This is a genomic window from Actinomadura decatromicini (assembly GCF_008121305.1).
GTDB lineage: Bacteria > Actinomycetota > Actinomycetes > Streptosporangiales > Streptosporangiaceae > Spirillospora > Spirillospora syzygii.
On sequence record NZ_VSRQ01000002.1, the window covers coordinates 131,299 to 147,486 of the forward strand.

A 16,188-nucleotide genomic window follows, 5' to 3' on the forward strand; every position below is an offset into this window, starting at 1 on the left:
CCCGCGGGCACCCGCTCGGCCGGGCGCACCCCGCACGGCGGCGGGGCGCGCTCCGGTCAGGACGTCAACTTGTAACCGGCTTCCTCGACCGCGTCCTTGATCAGGCCGTCGGCGATGGGCGCGTCGCTCGTCACGGTGACCCTGCCGGTCGGCAGGTCGACGTCGACGCCGGTCACGCCCGCGATCTGCTCGACCTCCTCCGTGACGGAGCTGACGCAGTGGCCGCAGGTCATCCCGGTGACGGTGTAGGTGGCGGTGCTCATCTGGCGTCTCCCTCGGTGGTCAGTACCCCTGGGGGGTATCTCGTGCCCGTCATGCTGCCATAAGGTCTCGACTCCTGCAACCCCTACCCCCTAGGGGTTATTTCGAGATCCGGGTCACATGTCCGGATTCATCCGGACGCGGGGGCCCGCACGGCGCACCCCGCCCCGCGACGATTACCAGCGGGTCGTTACGCGGAAGTTATCCACACCCTGTGTGACCGCCGGTTCCCCCGCCGCCTCGGCGTTCTGTGGCGATTCGTCGAGGTATCGACGTTGAAAACGCCTGCCGCCCCGGCGGATCCGACGTTGTACACAAGGTTTTCCACAGGCTTCCACAGCCCTGTGGACGAGCATACGACCCGCCTTCGACGCCCTCTCACCGGCACCCCGGAACGTCGCCGATACTGAGGTCATGCCCGAACTTCCTGAGGTGGAGGCGCTGGCGGGGTTCCTGCGGGAGCGCGTCGTCGGACACGCGATCGCCCGCGTCGATGTTCTCGCCATCTCCGCGCTGAAGACCTACGACCCGCCGATCACGGCGCTCGGCGGGCTGACCGTCACCGCCGCAGCCCGGCACGGCAAGTTCCTCGACCTCGACGTCGACGGCGTGCACCTCGTGATCCACCTCGCCCGCGCGGGCTGGCTGCGCTGGCGGGACGAGATCCCCGCGCGGCCCGTCCGGCCCGGCGGCAAGAACCCGCTCGCGGTGCGCGTCCACCTGGACGACGGCTCCGGCTTCGACCTCACCGAGGCCGGGACGAAGAAGGGCCTCGCGGTGTACGTCGTCCGCGACCCGGCGGACGTGCCGGGGGTGGCGTCGCTCGGCCCCGACCCGCTGGACGACTCGTTCACCCCGGAGGCGCTCGGCGCGCTCCTCAAGGGCAAGCGCACGCAGGTCAAGGGCCTGCTGCGCGACCAGCGGGTGATCGCCGGCATCGGCAACGCCTACTCCGACGAGGTGCTGCACGTCGCGAAGATGTCCCCGTTCAAACTCGCGTCCACGCTGACGGACGACGACGTCGCCGTCCTGCACGAGGCCATCGTCGGCACGCTGCGCGCCGCGGTGGAGCGGTCGCGCGGGCTGGAGGCGCAGGACCTCAAGGGCGAGAAGAAGACCGGCCTGCGGGTGCACGGCAAGACCGGGGAGAAGTGCCCCGTGTGCGGCGACACGATCCGCGAGGTGTCGTTCGCGGACTCGTCCCTCCAGTACTGCCCGACATGCCAGACGGGCGGCAAGCCGCTCGCCGACCGCCGCATGTCCCGCCTGCTGAAATAGCGGCACCTCGACGGGGTCGCGGGAATTGGCGGAAAGCCCGCGAGACCGGGTGATCAAGCGGCGTATCGTGACGCGGAGATCACGCCCTCCGTCGCGTCCAGGAGCCGCCATGGGCTATCCGCCCCCTCCCGCGCAGCCTGGTCCGGGTGGCCCCTACCCTCCCGGATACGGCCCGCCGCCCGCCCCCGGACACCCGCCGAACGGCTACCCGCCGAACGGATATCCGCAGCAGGGCGCACCGCCGGTTCCGCGGCAGGGCTACCCGCCCCAGCAGGGCTATCCGCCGCAGCAGAGCGGCTACCCGCCTCAGCAGTCCGGATATCCGCCTCAGCAGGGCGGGTATCCCGCGCCGCAGGCCGCCCAGGCGCCGCCGCAGCCCCAGCCGCAGCAGGCCGTCGACCTGTACGGGTCGCCGATCCTCGTCTACGACCAGCCCGCGCAGTTCTTCTCGACCGAGGCGAACTACACGATCTGGCTCCCGCAGGGGCATCCCGCCGCGTACGTCCGGGAGCAGGGCGTCAGCGGGGCCAAGAAGGCGCTGCGCGTCGTCGCCCAGGGCAGCCAGACCAAGGCGGAGCGGAAACTGTCGATCCTCCGTCCGGACGGCATGCCGTACTTCCTCTTCTACAAGCCGTACGGGTTCATGGGCACGCCCAAGATGCAGGTGCTCACGCCGCAGGGCGGGCTGATCGGGCACCTGCGCAAGCGGGCGATGCGCGGCTGGGAGATCCTCGACCCGTACGAGCGGCAGCTCGGCTACTACGAACTGCTGAGCGGGCGGATCACCGACTGGCAGCAGCAGGAGATCGCGCGCATCCAGCGCGGCTTCGCCGGGATGGGCGAGTTCATCTCGCAGATGTTCACGGGGGCGGACCGGTACGTGCTCCGGATGCATGTCCAGTTGCAGGAACCGATGCGGACGCTGGTACTGGCCTGCCCGCTCGCCTTCGACACGGCCGTCTCGCAGAACCGCAGCCTCGGCGGCTTCCTCACCTGAGAGCAGATAGGGGCCCCGGCGTTTCCGCCGGGGCCGGTGGGGAGCTTCCTGGTCGGTTCTCCGTTGGACGAGCCGGAACGGGGAAGGCTCGCTCGCTCAGCGGACCTTCGGGACGTTCCCGAAGAGCGGCGCGATCTGCGTCCAGCGATGGAGATCGCAGCCGTTGTCCCTGGTGAACCTGGTGTCGATCTCCTTGCCGTTCCAGGTGCCCTTGACCGTGGCGATCTCAGGACCGCCGTAGATCTGCGTGCACACCTGGTCCTTGGAAACGGGTTTGAACGGGTCCTTGGCCTTGGCGATCGCCGCGCAGGCGTCGGCGGCCCTGGGATGGTCGCCGCCCGTCGGGTCGCACTTCAGCGTCCAGGACTTGGCGGGTGCCTCCTTCGATGCCTTCACCCTGACGGTGAGGGTGTTCGCCGGCGTGCCGGAGGGCTGCACGGACGTGGTGCCCGAGGGCTTGCCGGCGGACGGTCCGTTTGCCTGTTCGTCGCCGCAGGCCCCGAGGGCCAGGACCAAGGTCAGCCCGGGCGCGGCGAAAAGGAGCGTCCGATACCGCATGCGTGATTCGACGCCGGGGGGCTTCGCGCGGTTCCATGGGGGTGTGATGAATTTCGGGGAAGACGTGCCGGCCGTGGGGGCCGCCGACGTGCCGCAGGACGGCTACCTGCTGGACGTCCGGGAACAGGACGAGTGGGACGCGGGTCACGCGCCCTCGGCGGTCCACATCCCCATGGGGCAGCTCGGCGACCGCGCCGGGGAGGTCCCCCGGGACCGCGAGGTCTTCGTGATCTGCCGGTCGGGCCAGCGGTCCGCGCAGGTGACGGTGGCGCTGAACCAGGCGGGGTGGCTGGCCCGGAACGTCGACGGCGGCATGAAGGGCTGGGCGGAAGCGGGACGTCCGATGGAGAGCGGCGGCGAGGGGCGCCCGTACGTGGCCTGACCCGCGCCGATCTGCCGCCCGTCCGGCCCGGCATGTCCGATCTTTAGTGATCCATGCCCTTTTGGTGGCAGCCGGGCGGTTGTACTATCGGTGCCGGTCGGCCGGGTGGTCGGCCGGGTATCGACGAACCGCGGGAGCTCGGGCCAGCGCCGGGCTGAGAGGGCGGCCTTCACGGCGTCGCCGACCGCATGAACCTGTCCGGGTAATGCCGGCGTAGGGAGCGTGTCGGCGTGACGTCCGATGTGGATGAGCGTGCCATCGATGAGGTTCCCTTCACTCTCGACGAGCCCGCGCCCAAGGTGCTCGGCTTCTGGGACCAGGGCGCCTTCTGGGCGAATCTCGGGGTCAGCCTGCTGGCGTTCTCCGGGGCCTACACCGTCCTCGCGCCGGACGACGCGGGCCGCCCGACCCTGTCGATCGCGGCGGGCATCGTCGCGATGTCGGTGGGAACGATCCTCGGCGGGCTGATGCTCGGCCTCGCCGCCGTCCCCGGCGCGCGGACCGGCCAGCCCGCGATGGTGCTGCTCCGCGGCCTGTTCGGGGCGCGGCTGTCGTACGCGCCGACCGTGCTGAACGTCGCGCAGCTCGTCGGGTGGGGGACGTTCGAGCTGATCGTCATCGCGGACGCGGCGCGCGAGCTGTGGGACGGCGTCCCGCGCTGGGGCTACGTGATCGCGGCGGGCGCGATGACGACCGTGCTGACCGTCTGGCCGCTCGGCTCCGTCCGGTTGCTGCGCCGATATGTCACGGTCGCCGTGGCGATAGCACTCGTGTACTTCTACGTGCAGCTCCTGCGCGAGCCGCTGCCCGACCTGACGCGGGGCTCGTGGGGCGGCTTCTGGATCGGCGCGGACGCGGCCCTCGCCGTGTCGATCTCCTGGGTGCCGGTCGCCGCCGACTACACCCGCCACTCCCGGAGCGAGCGCGCCGCCTTCGGCGCGGCGGCGGTCGGGTACTCGGTCACGCAGATCGCCGCCTACGTCCTCGGGCTGCTGGCGCTGGCGCTGGTCGCCGGGGACCCGACGAGGGCGTTCGACCCGTTCCTGAACGTCTCGCTCGGCGTCGTGCTCTTCGCGATCTTCGTGCTGCGGGAGGCGGACCAGTCGTTCGCCGACACCTACTCGACGGCCGTGTCGATCCAGAACCTCGTGCCGCGCGCCGACCGGCGGGTGCTGAGCGTCGCGCTCGGCGTCGGCGTCACGGTGCTCGCGCTCGTCCTCGACATCAACGACTACGCGGGATTCCTCACACTGATCGGGTCGGTGTTCGTGCCGATGCTCGGGGTGCTCGCGGCCGACTTCTTCCTCGGCCGCCGGCACCGGACGCGCGGCTGGGACGTGTCCCGGACGGCCCCGTCCCGGTGGAGCATGATCGTCGCCTGGGCCGCCGGGTTCGCCGTCTACCAGCTCATCAACCCCGGCACGGTGGGCCATTGGGCCGGGTTCTGGCGGGACGTCCAGGACGCCCTGCACTTCACCGCGCAGAGCTGGATGAGCGCGTCGCTGCTGTCGTTCCTGGTCGCCGGGCTGGCGGCCCTTCTGGCCGGACGACTGACCGAGCGCTAGCCTTACCAAGAAGTAAGGTTTCCGTTTGTGCAGGGTTGCCGTGGAAAGTTTCGGCGTAAGTTACCCGGCGCTCGGACGGAGTCCGGTGGCACGATGACAGGCGTGCACCACCACGTCCACGATCCGATCGCGCGGGCCGTCATCGAGAGCGCCGCCGACGCCATCGTGGCCGTGGACCAGCGGCACCGGGTCACCGTGTGGAACCCGGCCGCCGAGCGCATGTTCGGCTGGACCGCCAAGGAGATGGTCGGCCGGGTGCCGCCGATCGTCCCGGACGAGCTGACGGCCGAGCACAACGCCGTCCAGGAGCGCCTGCTCACCCGGCGCGCGGGCGACGTTCCAGGCGAGGGCCCCGGCGAGAGCGGGCAGATCTCGATCGCGACCCGCCGGTTCCACCGGGACGGGCGGCTGATCGACGTCCGGATCGACACGAGCCTGCTGCGCGACCCGTCCGGGACGCCGCTCGGCTGGGTCGGCGTGTACCACCCCGTCGACGAGGACGAGATCGTCCAGCACCACATGACCGAGCGGGCGCGGCTCGTCCGGCGGCTGAACGACATCGTCGCCGACCTGAACGCCGAGCTCGACCTCGCCGTCGTGCTCGACCGGATCACCGCCGCGCTGATCGAGCTGACCGGCGCGGACGCGGGCGGCTTCGTCCGGATCGAGGGCGACCGGCTGCGGCTCGTGAACATGTCCGGGCTGCCCGAGCACATGCGCGGACGGTCCGCCGACCTGCGCACCAGCCTGGTCGGGGAGCTGCTGCGCTCTGGCAAGACGGTCAAGCTGGCGACCGGCCAGCGGCGGCTCGGCGACCTGATCTGGTCCGAGCTGCCCGGCCTGCACACGATCGCGCTCGGCCTGTCGTACCTGCAGAACCGGCCGTACGGCGCGCTGTACGCGCTGTTCTCCGGGCGCAAGGTCGGGCACACCGAGCTGGAGCTGCTGGAACTGCTCGCCGGGCACGCGGGCGTCGCGGTCGGCAACGCCGTCGCGTACGCGGAGGTCGTCCGGCAGCGGGCGCACGAGCGCGCGGTGATCGATTCCAGCGCGGACGGCATCGCGGTGCTGGACCACGACCTCGTCGTCCGGCAGTGGAACCCGGCGGCGCACGCGCTGACCGGCGTCCCGCCGGGCGCGGCGATCGGCCGCCCGCTGCCGTTCGACATGCCCGCGCTCGGGGAGATGCTGACGTTCCGGCTGGAGTCGGGGACGTGGCTGAACGTCCTCGCCGCCGAGATCGAGGAGACGGGCGAGCTGGTGGTCGACTTCCGCGACGTGTCCGAGGCGAAGGCGCTGGAGGAGGCGAAGGACCTGTTCCTCGCCACCACGAGCCACGAGCTGCGCACGCCGATCACGGTCGTGCAGGGGTTCGCGTCCACGCTGGTCAACCGGTGGGACGAGCTGACCGACGAGGACCGCCGCGCCGCCGTCGCGACGATCGCCGAGCGCGCCCAGTCGCTCGGCCGGCTGGTCGAGCACCTGCTGCTCGGCTCCCGCGCGGGCGCCGACGAGCTGACCGTGACGATCGAGTCGTTCGACCTGTCGCGGGTGGTGGAGGGCGTGGTCGCGGGGTTCAGGTCGCTGTCGCCGCTGCACCGGGTCGAGCTGGAGATCGCGCCCGACCTGCCCGAATGCCGGGGCGACGCGATGGCGACCGACATCGTCCTCGGGCAGTTGCTGGAGAACGCCTTCAAGTACTCGCCGGACGGCGGGACGGTCACCGTCCGGGCCCTGCGCGAGGGCCACGACATCGTCGTGACGGTCGCGGACGAGGGAATCGGCATCCCGCCGGGCGACCACGAGCGGATCTTCGAGCGGTTCGTCCAGGGCGAGACCGGGGACCGGCGGCGCTTCGGCGGCATCGGGCTCGGCCTCTACATCGTGAAGCGGTTGACCGAGGCGCAGGGCGGGACGATCTCCGCCCTCCCGGCCGGAGCCGGGAAAAGTGAGGCATCTCACACAGGCGCGTCGCGACCGGGCGGCGGGACCGGTCCAGAGCCGTCCGCGTCCCGGGCGGGCGCGCTGCTGCGCTCCCCGCGCGGCCGCGGACCCGCAGGTGGTGCGCGTGCGGGCGAGGGGACGTGCATGCGGCTCGTCCTCCGCGCGGCGGGCTGATGGACCCCCGGGACGACTCCACCCAAGCGTGATCATGAGCGCCATTTTGGTTACTCACCGTGACGACAGGGGCTTGTGCGCGGCGCGGTGAGACCGGCATGACCAGGGCGTTCCGTGGTCTCGACGGATGGCAGGCTGGGCCCGTGTGGGAAAGTGCTGTGGCTGCGCGGTGTGATGGACGAAACGCGCGCGCGAGGAGTAAATCCGCCGTTGGCTGGATAGATCCTTGATGGTCGCCGTTCGTGACGAGACTCCGATCCGGAGGTGATCACCGTGACCGGATGGCCGGTGACTCGTTGTGCAGGTGGCAAACTGAACCGTTCGGGTTTCCGGTCCAGACCAACAGGGCATTTCGGTCGTACCGGAAAGCGACGGCGGGACTCGTCCGAGTGAACGGAACCACGGGGAGGTGAGGGCGTCGAGCGTCGTACTGCTCCCACACGCACCGTCCAGCGTCGCGGTCGCCCGCCGGCGCCTCAGCTCGGAGCTGACCGGGTCGGGCGTCTACGAGTCGGTCGTGGACGACGCCAGCGTCATCGTCAGCGAGCTTCTCAGCAACGCGCTCCGGCATGCGCGGCCGCTGCCGTCCGGCCAGGTCAGGGTGTGCTGGCTGCGCCGCGGTGACCTGCTCGAACTGGAGGTCAGCGACGGCGGCGCGATGACCGAGCCGCGCCGCGGGCCGGGCACGCTGTCCTCGCTCGGCGGCCGCGGGCTCGGCATCGTCGAGGCGCTGTCGGACGGCTGGGGCGTCCGCCACGAAGAGGGCGCGACCACGGTCTGGGCCGTGCTGCGCGCGCCGCGCGCCAACGGCGAGAGCCGTCCTTCGCACGGGAACGGCATCCCCACGACGGCCGGTCCGCAGGCGGTCGTCCCCGACCTCGCCGACTTCCCGGACCTCATGGACGACCCCGAGGACGACCTGTACGACGGGGCCGCTCCGAGCAGGGCCTACCCGGCCTGACGGGCCCCGGCCCCAGCCGGACGGGTCCCCCGCCTAGAAATGCGGGCCCTTCCCCTTGTATGGTCCTTCCACAGCTCGGGCGTTGCCGTGCCCCCGTCGGCATCGCCCGAGTTGTTCTATTCCCTGGGTCCGCGCGGGTCGTCGCGCCTCAGATGCCGTCCCGCAGGATCGGGCAGGACATGCAGCGCGGACCGCCCCGGCCCGTGCCGAGCTCGCTGCCGCTGATGCGGATGACCTCGATGCCGGACGCCTCAAGTTGCGCGTTCGTCTCGATGTTGCGCTCGTAGGCGACGCACACGCGCGGCGCCACGGCGAGGGTGTTGTTGCCGTCGTCCCACTGCTCGCGCTCGGCGGTGACGGGGTCGAGGCCCGTGTCGATCACCTTGAGGCGGTCGAGCCCCATCGCCTCGGCGGCGGCGTCCAGGAAGGGGCGGGGGCCGTCCACGCGGAGGTCGCCGTTCCCCTGGGTGACGGTGTAGGCGGTCAGCGAGTGCGCGACCGGCGGGTACATGACGACGGTGTCAACGTCGACCATCGTGCAGACGGTGTCGAGGTGCATGGTCGCCCGCTCCTGCGCGATCGGGACGGCCAGCACGGTCTGGGCCAACCCCGCGCCGAACACCTGGCGGGCCAGCCGCTCCACCCCGGCGGGGGTCGTCCGCTCGCCGGTGCCGACCGCGACGACGCCCGGACGCAGGAGCAGGACGTCCCCGCCCTCAAGGTGCTCCAGGGACGGCGAGTACACCGGCTCCGCCCCGGCGAACCGCGGGTGGTGCGCGTAGATCAGGCCGGTCAGCGCCGACTCGCGGCGCCGGGCCTCCATCGCGAGGCTCGTCACCGCGACGCGGTCGCCGATCCAGGTGCTGTTGTCGCGGGTGAACAGCAGTCCGGGCAGTGGGTCGACGATGAAGTCGAGACGGTCCATGAGCCGGTAGACGAGGCCGTGCCCCGCCTTCAGCTCCTCGTGCGCGAGGCCCGCGATCAGGGTGTGCGCGAGGTTCTCCGGGTCGAGGTCGCGCAGGTACCCCTCGACGATGCGGCGGAGCTGGTCGCCCAGGCGGAGGTCGATGATGGCGTCCGCGATGGCCTGCTCGCGGGCGCCCTCGTACTCCAGGGCGTCCTGGAGCAGCTCGGTGACGTACAGGACCTCGACGCCGCGCGAGCGGAGCGCCTCGGCGAACGCGTCGTGCTCCTCCTGCGCCCTTCCGACCCACGGGATCGCGTCGAAGAGCAGCTTGTCGCTGTTGCGCGGGGTGAGCCGCTTCAACTCCGCGCCCGGACGGTGCAGCAGCACGGTCCGTAGCCGCCCGACCTCGCTGGTCACCCGGTGTTCGTGCGCCGTCCGCCCTGGCTGTGCCGTCTTCGTTGCCGTCACACTCCGCAGTCTAGGCGGCCTGTTTCGTCCGTTTCGCTGTGCCACCATGCGATGGTGATCACCAGGGCCGCGGCGCTGCCGCTTCACCTGACGTCGGCGACGTTGCTGCGGGTGTCGGCCGAGGGGGTCGCCACGGCGCTCGTGCTGACCGTCCAGGCGCGGACCGGGGACGCCGCCACCGCCGGGTACCTCCAGACCGCGACGACGCTCCCGTACGTGCTGAGCGGCCCGGTGATCGGGAACACGCTGGACCGGACCGCCCGTCCGCGCCGCGTCGCCGTCGTCCTTGCCTGCTGCTACGCCGCCGCGACCGCCGCGCTGCTCCTGTCGGCCGGACGGTCGCCGCTCGTCCTCGCGCTGTGCGTCGCGGCCGTGATCGGCTGCACGGAGCCGATCGTGGTGGCGCTGACGAGCCTGCTGCCCCGGTTCGTCCCGGCCGGACGGCTGTCGCGGGCCTACGGGCTGGAGGCGTCCAGCTTCAACCTCGCGGGGATCGCCGGTCCGGGCCTCGCCGCCGGTATCGCGGGTTTCGCGGGCGGGCAGTACGCGGGCGTCGCGATCGTCGGCGCGGGCGTCCTCGGGATGCTGACGCTGCCGCTGCTGCCGTTCCCCGCGCCGGAGGCGGCGCTGCCCGCCGCGCGCTCGGTGATCACGGGCGGGCTGCGGGTGCTGGTGGAGAGCCGCGTCCTGCGCGCCCTGACCACCGCGACCACCCTCGCCTGGACGGGTTTCGGCGGCGTCGCCGTCACGGCCGTGCTGCTCGCCGAGCACGTCGGCGCCCCGCCGAGCGCGGGCGGGCGGCTGCTCGTCGCGCTGGCGGTCGGCTCGCTGCTCGGCTCGCTCGCGTCCAGCCGGTGGCTGACGCCGAAACACGGCGAACCCGTGATGATCGCGGGGCTGGTCGCGTTCGGGCTGGCGCTGGCCTCGCTCGCGGTCGCGCCGTCCCTGGCCTGGGCGACGGTCGCGTTCGTCCTGGCCGGGGTGAGCGAGGGACCGGTGTTCGCGGCGACCCTGATGCTTCGCCAGCGCGAGTCGCCGCCGGACCGGCTCGGCCAGGTCAACACGACGGCGGGCAGCCTCAAGATCGGCGCGTCCGCGCTCGGCGCCGCACTGACGGCCGCGTCGGCGGCGGCGATCGGACCGGTCGGGCTCGTCCTCGCGATCGCCTCGTTCCAGTTCGCGGGCGCCGCCGCCGGGCTGCTGCTCCTGCGCGTTCCCGCAGGTCGAAAAGCTGTCGACCCGGCCGAGGACGCGACGTAACCTGCGAGCATGTTCTTCGCAGCCGGCACCCTGACGCTCGCGGGCCACGTCCTGCTGAGCGCGGTGCCGGCTGCCTTCTCGGCAGCCGCAGACGCAGCCGTCGACGGCCTGCGCGTTCCCTGTGGGGGGACGACCCCCCACGCCCCCCGGTTCGCTGCGCTCAAGCGAGGCTGACCCCTCTCCGTCCCACCTCCGGAGAACCAGCGGAGGGGGGTCGACCACGACATGCGCGTGCCCGTAGAGGCCGCGCGTGGGTTCTCACCGGATCCACCAGTGAGGACGAACCGATGGCCAAGTAGCACGACAAGCCCCACGTCAACAACCCGGCCCTGAAGGGCCGGGCTTGCAGCTCGTGACAGTCCCTGACCGGGGGGACGGTGACACGGCCGCATGGGGCATGTTGACGAATGCCCACGCCGTTCGTGCGCGTCTGCGGACGTTCACGGCGGCGATGTGGTCGGCGGGGCCGGCGAGCCCGCACACGACGCAGCAGAAGTCATCCCGAGTGGGACGGTTGCGTCTGGTGGTGTGCCCGCAGCGCGGGCAGCCCTGGGAGGTGTAGCGGGCGTCGACCTCGATCATCGGCACTCCGGCCCGCAGGGCCTTGTAGGCGATGAAGGTGCCGAGCCGGTGGAACGGCCAGGACGACAGGGTGGCCCGCCGGTGCCGCAGAACCCTTGTCCGGTCGCGGATCCCGCTCAGATCTTCGAGCGCGATTCCGCGTCCGGTGCGTTCGGCATCGGCCACCACCGTCTTGGCGATCCGGTGGTTGACATGCGCGGCGTGCCGGGCCTCCCGGCGCGCCCGCCTCTTCAGTTTGCGTTTGGCGGACTTGGTGCCCTTGGCCTGCAACTCGGCCCGCACCCTGGCCATCCGGCGCCGATACTTCTCCAGCCCGCGGCCCTGATGATTGGTCCCGTCGCTGGTGGTGGCGAGGTTGACGATCCCTCGGTCCACCCCGATCCAGTCCACCGGGTCGGTGTTCAACGGCGCTTCCGGGACATCGCAGGTCGCGACCAGGAACCATTTCCCGCCCCGACACAGCAGGTCCGACTCGCCCCGCCGATGCCCGGCGAGGGTCTTCAACCGGGACGGCTCGCCGGTGAAGGCCACACCTTTCAGGCGGCCGTGCACGGTCCAGATCGACACGGTCCGCGCGTCCATCCGCCAGGACACGCACCGGTCGTCGTAGGTATGCGCGGCGTCCGCCCGGAACCGGATCGGCTTGCTGTCGGCCTTGGCGCGGCGCGGGGACCCCTCCCTACCGAGCAGCCCGGCGCCGATCTGCCCGCGCAGCGTGGCATAGGCGTCGGCCACCCGTTTGCTCACGTGCTGGGCGGCCTGCGCCCCCAGCCCCCGCGCTCTCAGCTCACCGTAGGCAAGGCGGCGCAGCTCGAACACCCGACCCTTCAGACCGAACTCGGCGAACGCCACCCGCGACACCCGGTCCGCGGCCGCGTTGACCGCCGCCACAGTCGCCGCCAACGCCGACGCCTGCTCCGGCGTCGGCAGCAGCTTCACCTGCACCACGATCTTCACACGCACGACCGTAGCGGTAGGCACCGACACGATCACTCAACGCGAACACGATCACCAAAGACGACCCGTGACCCGCATGCCCCGCGCACACCACATCAAGGCCGCCGCGCGCCCCCGAAGAACCCGAAGCGATTCCTCCCGGCCCTGAAGGACCGGGGTTCCTCGCTAGAAGCCTGCTGAAGGGCTCGGAGATTGCGGGGGTCCGGCGGAACACCCGCCGGACCCCCTAACCTTCAAGGACGGATGATCCCCCGTCCGGTCCGCGCCCCTCGTCCCGTGACCGACCGACTGGTCGTGAACCACTGGCGGACGCGATCTTGATGTGGTGAGATTCCGGCATCATCCCCGCTGATGTCCCCCCACCTGGAGAATGTGTGCGAGCCCCCCGCGCCCTCGTCCCCCTCCTCTCGGTCTGCGCCGCGGCCGCCGTCGTCGCCGCGGCGGCGACCGGCGCCTCGATCGAGGGCCTGCCGGGAGGCGGCGGTCCCGCCCACGCCGACGGCGCCGCGCCCCGCCCGGCCGCCGCCACGGTCACCGCGATGACCTGGAGCGTGTGCGGCGCGGCCCGGCCCGGCTGCCCGCTCGGCACGGCCCCGGACGCGCTCGGGAAGCAGATCGGCGAGCGGATCCAGGGCACGGAGGTCGGCGGACGCAAGGTCAGGACGGACGCCGTCCTGCTCCAGGACGTCTGCGAGGGGCACGTCCGCGCGTTCAAGAAGAGCCTGCCGACGTGGACGTGGGCGTTCGCCGCGTCGCCCGGCGAGGCGTCCTGCGCCAAGGGCCAGGGCCGCTCCGGCGTCGCCATCGGGACGGCGCAGCGGCTCGACCGCCCGGAGCGCACGAAGCTCCCCGCGCCCCCCGGCCGGACCCGGATCGCGCTGTGCGCGGACGTCCCGTCCTGGACGGCCCGGGTCTGCGTGACGAAGCTCGGCGCCGCCGAGGGCGCCTGGCGGCGCAAGCAGGCGACGACGCTCGCGTCCCTCGCCGGGACGGGACGGGTCCTGCTCGGCGGCGACCTCGCGGACACCCCGGAGAGCCCCGCGCTCGACCCGCTGTACCGGCGGTTCGCCGAGTGCGACCAGTCGGGGCCGTCCCGCACGGGCGCCGCGACCCGGCAGAACTGGGCGGGCGCCGCCGTGCAGAAGACCGACTACCTGTTCATCACCAAGGCCGCCGCCGCGTCGTGCAGTGTCCCGGGGTCCCGGATCAGGGCGTCGGACCACCGGCCGCTCTCGGCCGTGGTCCGCTTCCCGTGACCTGAGCGCGGCCTAGGGGTTAGTGGACGTTGCGGTCCTGGTCCTTCCAGTAGGGCTCGCGGAGCTGCCGCTTGAGGATCTTGCCGGTGGGGTTGCGCGGGACGGCGTCCCGCCGCTCGACCGACGCCGGGCACTTGAAGTGCGCGAGCCGGGCCCGGCAGAACTCGATGACGTCCTTCTCCGGGACGTCCGAGGACAGCACGACGATCGCCTTCGGCACCTCGCCCCACTTCGCGTCCGGGACGCCGATCACCGCGCAGTCCGTGACGTCCGGATGGCTCATCAGGACGTTCTCGACCTCCGCCGGGTAGATGTTCTCGCCGCCCGAGATGATCATGTCCTTGACCCGGTCGTGGATGTAGAGGTAGCCGTCCTCGTCGAGGTAGCCCGCGTCGCCCGTCCGGAACCAGTTGTCGTCGGAGAGGGCCGCCGCCGTGGCGCCGGGGTTGCCCCAGTAGCCCTTCATGTTCTGCGGCGTCCGGCAGAGGATCTCGCCGACCTCGCCGAGCGGCAGTTCCTCCTGCGTCGCCGGGTCGACGATCTTGAGCTCGCAGGAGCCGTTGGGCAGCCCGGCGCTGCGCAGCCGGTGCGCGTTCGGGCCGTCCAGGACGTGGTCGGCGGCGGGCAGCATCGTGATCGCGCCCGTGACCTCCGTCAGCCCGTACACCTGCATGAAATCGGTGTCCGGCAGCAGCTCCATCGCGCCGCGCAGGACGTCCTCGCTGATCGGGGACGCCCCGTACAGCACCAGCTTCAGGCTCGACATGTCGCACGCCGTGACCTCCGGGATCAGCGGCATGAACTGGAGCAGCACCGGGACGAGGAAGATGTGCGTGACGCGGTGCCGCTCGATGCCCCGCGCGATCAGGCCGGGATCGGGCTCGCGGGCGATGACCCCCGTGATGCCGTTGTAGACCACGTTGATCGCCAGGACGTTCCCCGCGACGTGGTACATCGGCATCGCGACCATCAGGACGGACGACTCGTCGATGTCCCACACGTCGGTGCTGACGCCCAGCGCGGCGAGGTAGTTGGCGTGCGTGAGCATGACGCCCTTGGGCAGGCCCGTGGTGCCCGACGAGTAGAGCTGGACGAACACGTCCGACGGCTCGGGCTCGTAGGCGGGCGGCTCGCCCGACGCCCCCTCGACCCACGTCGCGTAGTCCTCGTACGGGTGGTCGACGCCGTTGACGACCACCAGGTGCGGGGTGTGTTCGAGCTTCCCGGCGATCGCGTCGAGGACGGGCAGGAACTCGGGCCCGACGATGAAGACCTTCGCCTTCGCGTCGTTGACGATGTAGGCGACCTCGTCCGGCGCCAGGCGGTAGTTGACCGGGACCTGGACGGCGCCGATCCGTCCCGCGCCGAAGAGCTGCTCGGCGTATTCGAGGGAGTTCTTGTCGAGGATCGCGACCCGGTCGCCGCGTCCGACGCCCGCGGCGGCGAGCGCGGCGGCGGCCCGGTCGGCGCGCCGGTCGAAGTCACGGAAGGTGAGCTGTGTGTCGCCCGCGATGTACGCGACACGGTCGGGATGCGAGCGCGCCCGCTCGCGCAGCGTCTCCGTCAGACCCGGCACGGTAGGTCCCTTCGCCGATGACCGCCTGGTTGTCCAGGCATCATGCGGTCACCGGCGAGGGCCCGGCAAGAGGCGGACGCCCCTCGGCTAGTGGCTTTTGGACATCTTGGAGACCGCGGTCACGGCGAGCACCACCACGACGGCGACGAGGCCGATGAAGAAGAAGAACTTCAGCATCGACAGGATCGAGCCGATGACGGCCATCACGAGCCAGATCGCGAGGATGACGCCGAGAACGGTCAGGATTGTCTTACCCATGCGTACAACCTATGCGCTGGTCCGGGGACGGTCATCACCCTGGGGGACGAGCCTGGCCCCGGTCAGAACCCGCCGTTCGGCCGAGGCCCACCCTGAGGCGGCCCCGGATACGGACCCTGACCCGCCCCCGGGGCCTGGTAGGGCGCGGGCTGCCCCGGAACGGGCGGCTGCCCGGGGAACTGGGGCGCGGGCCGCCCCTGCCCGCCCGGACCGTACGCGCCCGGCTGCCCGTACCCGCCGGGCTGCCCGAAAGGCTGCCCGAACGCCTGCCCGGCGGGCCGGCGCGGCGCGGTGCCGCCCGCGACCATCAGCGTCCGGAGCCCGGCGACCGCCCCGGCCATGAACGGCGCCAGCAGGTGCCACGCCTCGAACCGCGGCTTCATCAGCTCGGTGACGAACCGGAACGGCACCGACCCGTGGCCGAACGCGTACCCGAGGACGCCGATCCGGATGCCGACGTAGAGCGCGACGTACCCGGCGACCACGGCGAAGATCGGCGCGACCGGCCCGCGCGGCCGGGTCAGCATGACCCCCGCACCCGTGACCAGCCCGACCAGCGCGCACAGCAGCGCGTAGTAGGCGGTCGACTGCCGCATCCCGATCAGCGTCGGGGACTCGTAAAGGCGGGCGTACATCATGACCGCGCCGATGACGGTGGCGGCCGCGCCGCCGACCAGGATGAGGGCGATCACCCCGAAGGCCGAGGTCGCGGGACGGGCGCCCATGGGACGGGCCGCCGCGGGAGGGGGAGGAGCCATCGGGACATTAAAGCGATGATCGTCCCGGCCCGCGAGACCCGCCGCG

General features: G+C 71.8%; 15 protein-coding genes. 8 read left to right on the forward strand and 7 right to left on the reverse strand.

Annotated features, from left to right (window positions below):
- Positions 1-56: 56 nt before the first annotated feature.
- Positions 57-263: a heavy-metal-associated domain-containing protein gene (locus tag FXF68_RS08195; RefSeq protein WP_148758363.1), complete on the reverse strand. Its 207-nt coding sequence runs from the start codon at positions 261-263 to the stop codon at positions 57-59.
- Between the two features lie 412 nt (positions 264-675).
- Between FXF68_RS08195 and FXF68_RS08200 the strand changes: the two genes are divergently transcribed.
- Both FXF68_RS08200 and FXF68_RS08205 read left to right on the forward strand, forming a co-directional pair.
- The gene (locus tag FXF68_RS08200) at positions 676-1,539 is read left to right on the forward strand and encodes an Fpg/Nei family DNA glycosylase (protein WP_148758364.1); all 864 of its coding nucleotides are present in this window, start codon (positions 676-678) and stop codon (positions 1,537-1,539) included.
- A gap of 109 nt (positions 1,540-1,648) precedes the next feature.
- Entirely contained in the window at positions 1,649-2,536 is an 888-nt protein-coding gene (locus tag FXF68_RS08205; RefSeq protein WP_148758365.1) for a hypothetical protein, read from the forward strand.
- A 96-nt stretch (positions 2,537-2,632) separates the two neighbouring features.
- On the opposite strand, the gene FXF68_RS08210 is transcribed toward FXF68_RS08205, so the two are convergent.
- Positions 2,633-3,094: an SSI family serine proteinase inhibitor gene (locus FXF68_RS08210; RefSeq protein ID WP_148758366.1), complete on the reverse strand. Its 462-nt coding sequence runs from the start codon at positions 3,092-3,094 to the stop codon at positions 2,633-2,635.
- Positions 3,095-3,140: 46 nt separating this feature from the next.
- On the opposite strand from FXF68_RS08210, the gene FXF68_RS08215 reads away from it, so the two are divergent.
- The 4 genes from FXF68_RS08215 to FXF68_RS08230 all read left to right on the forward strand — a co-directional run bounded on the left by FXF68_RS08215 (position 3,141) and on the right by FXF68_RS08230 (position 8,120).
- On the forward strand, positions 3,141-3,476 hold the full coding sequence (locus FXF68_RS08215; RefSeq protein ID WP_148758367.1) for a rhodanese-like domain-containing protein: 336 nt from the start codon (positions 3,141-3,143) through the stop codon (positions 3,474-3,476).
- 230 nt (positions 3,477-3,706) lie between these two features.
- The gene (locus FXF68_RS08220; RefSeq protein ID WP_148758368.1) at positions 3,707-5,041 is read left to right on the forward strand and encodes a purine-cytosine permease family protein; all 1,335 of its coding nucleotides are present in this window, start codon (positions 3,707-3,709) and stop codon (positions 5,039-5,041) included.
- Positions 5,042-5,134: 93 nt separating this feature from the next.
- A complete protein-coding gene (locus FXF68_RS08225; RefSeq protein ID WP_246178496.1) occupies positions 5,135-7,159 on the forward strand; it encodes a sensor histidine kinase in 2,025 nt (674 codons plus the stop codon).
- Between the two features lie 409 nt (positions 7,160-7,568).
- On the forward strand, positions 7,569-8,120 hold the full coding sequence (locus FXF68_RS08230; protein WP_246178497.1) for an ATP-binding protein: 552 nt from the start codon (positions 7,569-7,571) through the stop codon (positions 8,118-8,120).
- Between the two features lie 148 nt (positions 8,121-8,268).
- Here the strand turns inward: FXF68_RS08230 and FXF68_RS08235 are convergent, their stop codons facing one another.
- Positions 8,269-9,495 (reverse strand): arginine deiminase, encoded by a 1,227-nt coding sequence (locus FXF68_RS08235; protein WP_246178499.1) that lies wholly within the window; start codon positions 9,493-9,495, stop codon positions 8,269-8,271.
- 54 nt (positions 9,496-9,549) lie between these two features.
- On the opposite strand from FXF68_RS08235, the gene FXF68_RS08240 reads away from it, so the two are divergent.
- On the forward strand, positions 9,550-10,755 hold the full coding sequence (locus FXF68_RS08240) for an MFS transporter (RefSeq protein WP_187437807.1): 1,206 nt from the start codon (positions 9,550-9,552) through the stop codon (positions 10,753-10,755).
- Positions 10,756-11,070: 315 nt separating this feature from the next.
- On the opposite strand, the gene FXF68_RS08245 is transcribed toward FXF68_RS08240, so the two are convergent.
- The gene (locus FXF68_RS08245) at positions 11,071-12,294 is read right to left on the reverse strand and encodes an RNA-guided endonuclease InsQ/TnpB family protein (protein WP_246178501.1); all 1,224 of its coding nucleotides are present in this window, start codon (positions 12,292-12,294) and stop codon (positions 11,071-11,073) included.
- Positions 12,295-12,668: 374 nt separating this feature from the next.
- Between FXF68_RS08245 and FXF68_RS08250 the strand changes: the two genes are divergently transcribed.
- A complete protein-coding gene (locus FXF68_RS08250) occupies positions 12,669-13,550 on the forward strand; it encodes an endonuclease/exonuclease/phosphatase family protein (RefSeq protein ID WP_148758371.1) in 882 nt (293 codons plus the stop codon).
- Positions 13,551-13,569: 19 nt separating this feature from the next.
- On the opposite strand, the gene FXF68_RS08255 is transcribed toward FXF68_RS08250, so the two are convergent.
- The 3 genes from FXF68_RS08255 to FXF68_RS08260 form a co-directional block, all read right to left on the reverse strand.
- Positions 13,570-15,126, reverse strand: a complete 1,557-nt coding sequence (locus FXF68_RS08255; protein WP_148758372.1) for a long-chain-fatty-acid--CoA ligase — start codon at positions 15,124-15,126, stop codon at positions 13,570-13,572.
- Between the two features lie 87 nt (positions 15,127-15,213).
- Positions 15,214-15,384, reverse strand: a complete 171-nt coding sequence (locus tag FXF68_RS42190) for a hypothetical protein (RefSeq protein ID WP_169809424.1) — start codon at positions 15,382-15,384, stop codon at positions 15,214-15,216.
- Between the two features lie 62 nt (positions 15,385-15,446).
- The gene (locus FXF68_RS08260) at positions 15,447-16,142 is read right to left on the reverse strand and encodes a hypothetical protein (protein ID WP_148758373.1); all 696 of its coding nucleotides are present in this window, start codon (positions 16,140-16,142) and stop codon (positions 15,447-15,449) included.
- Positions 16,143-16,188: the final 46 nt, after the last annotated feature.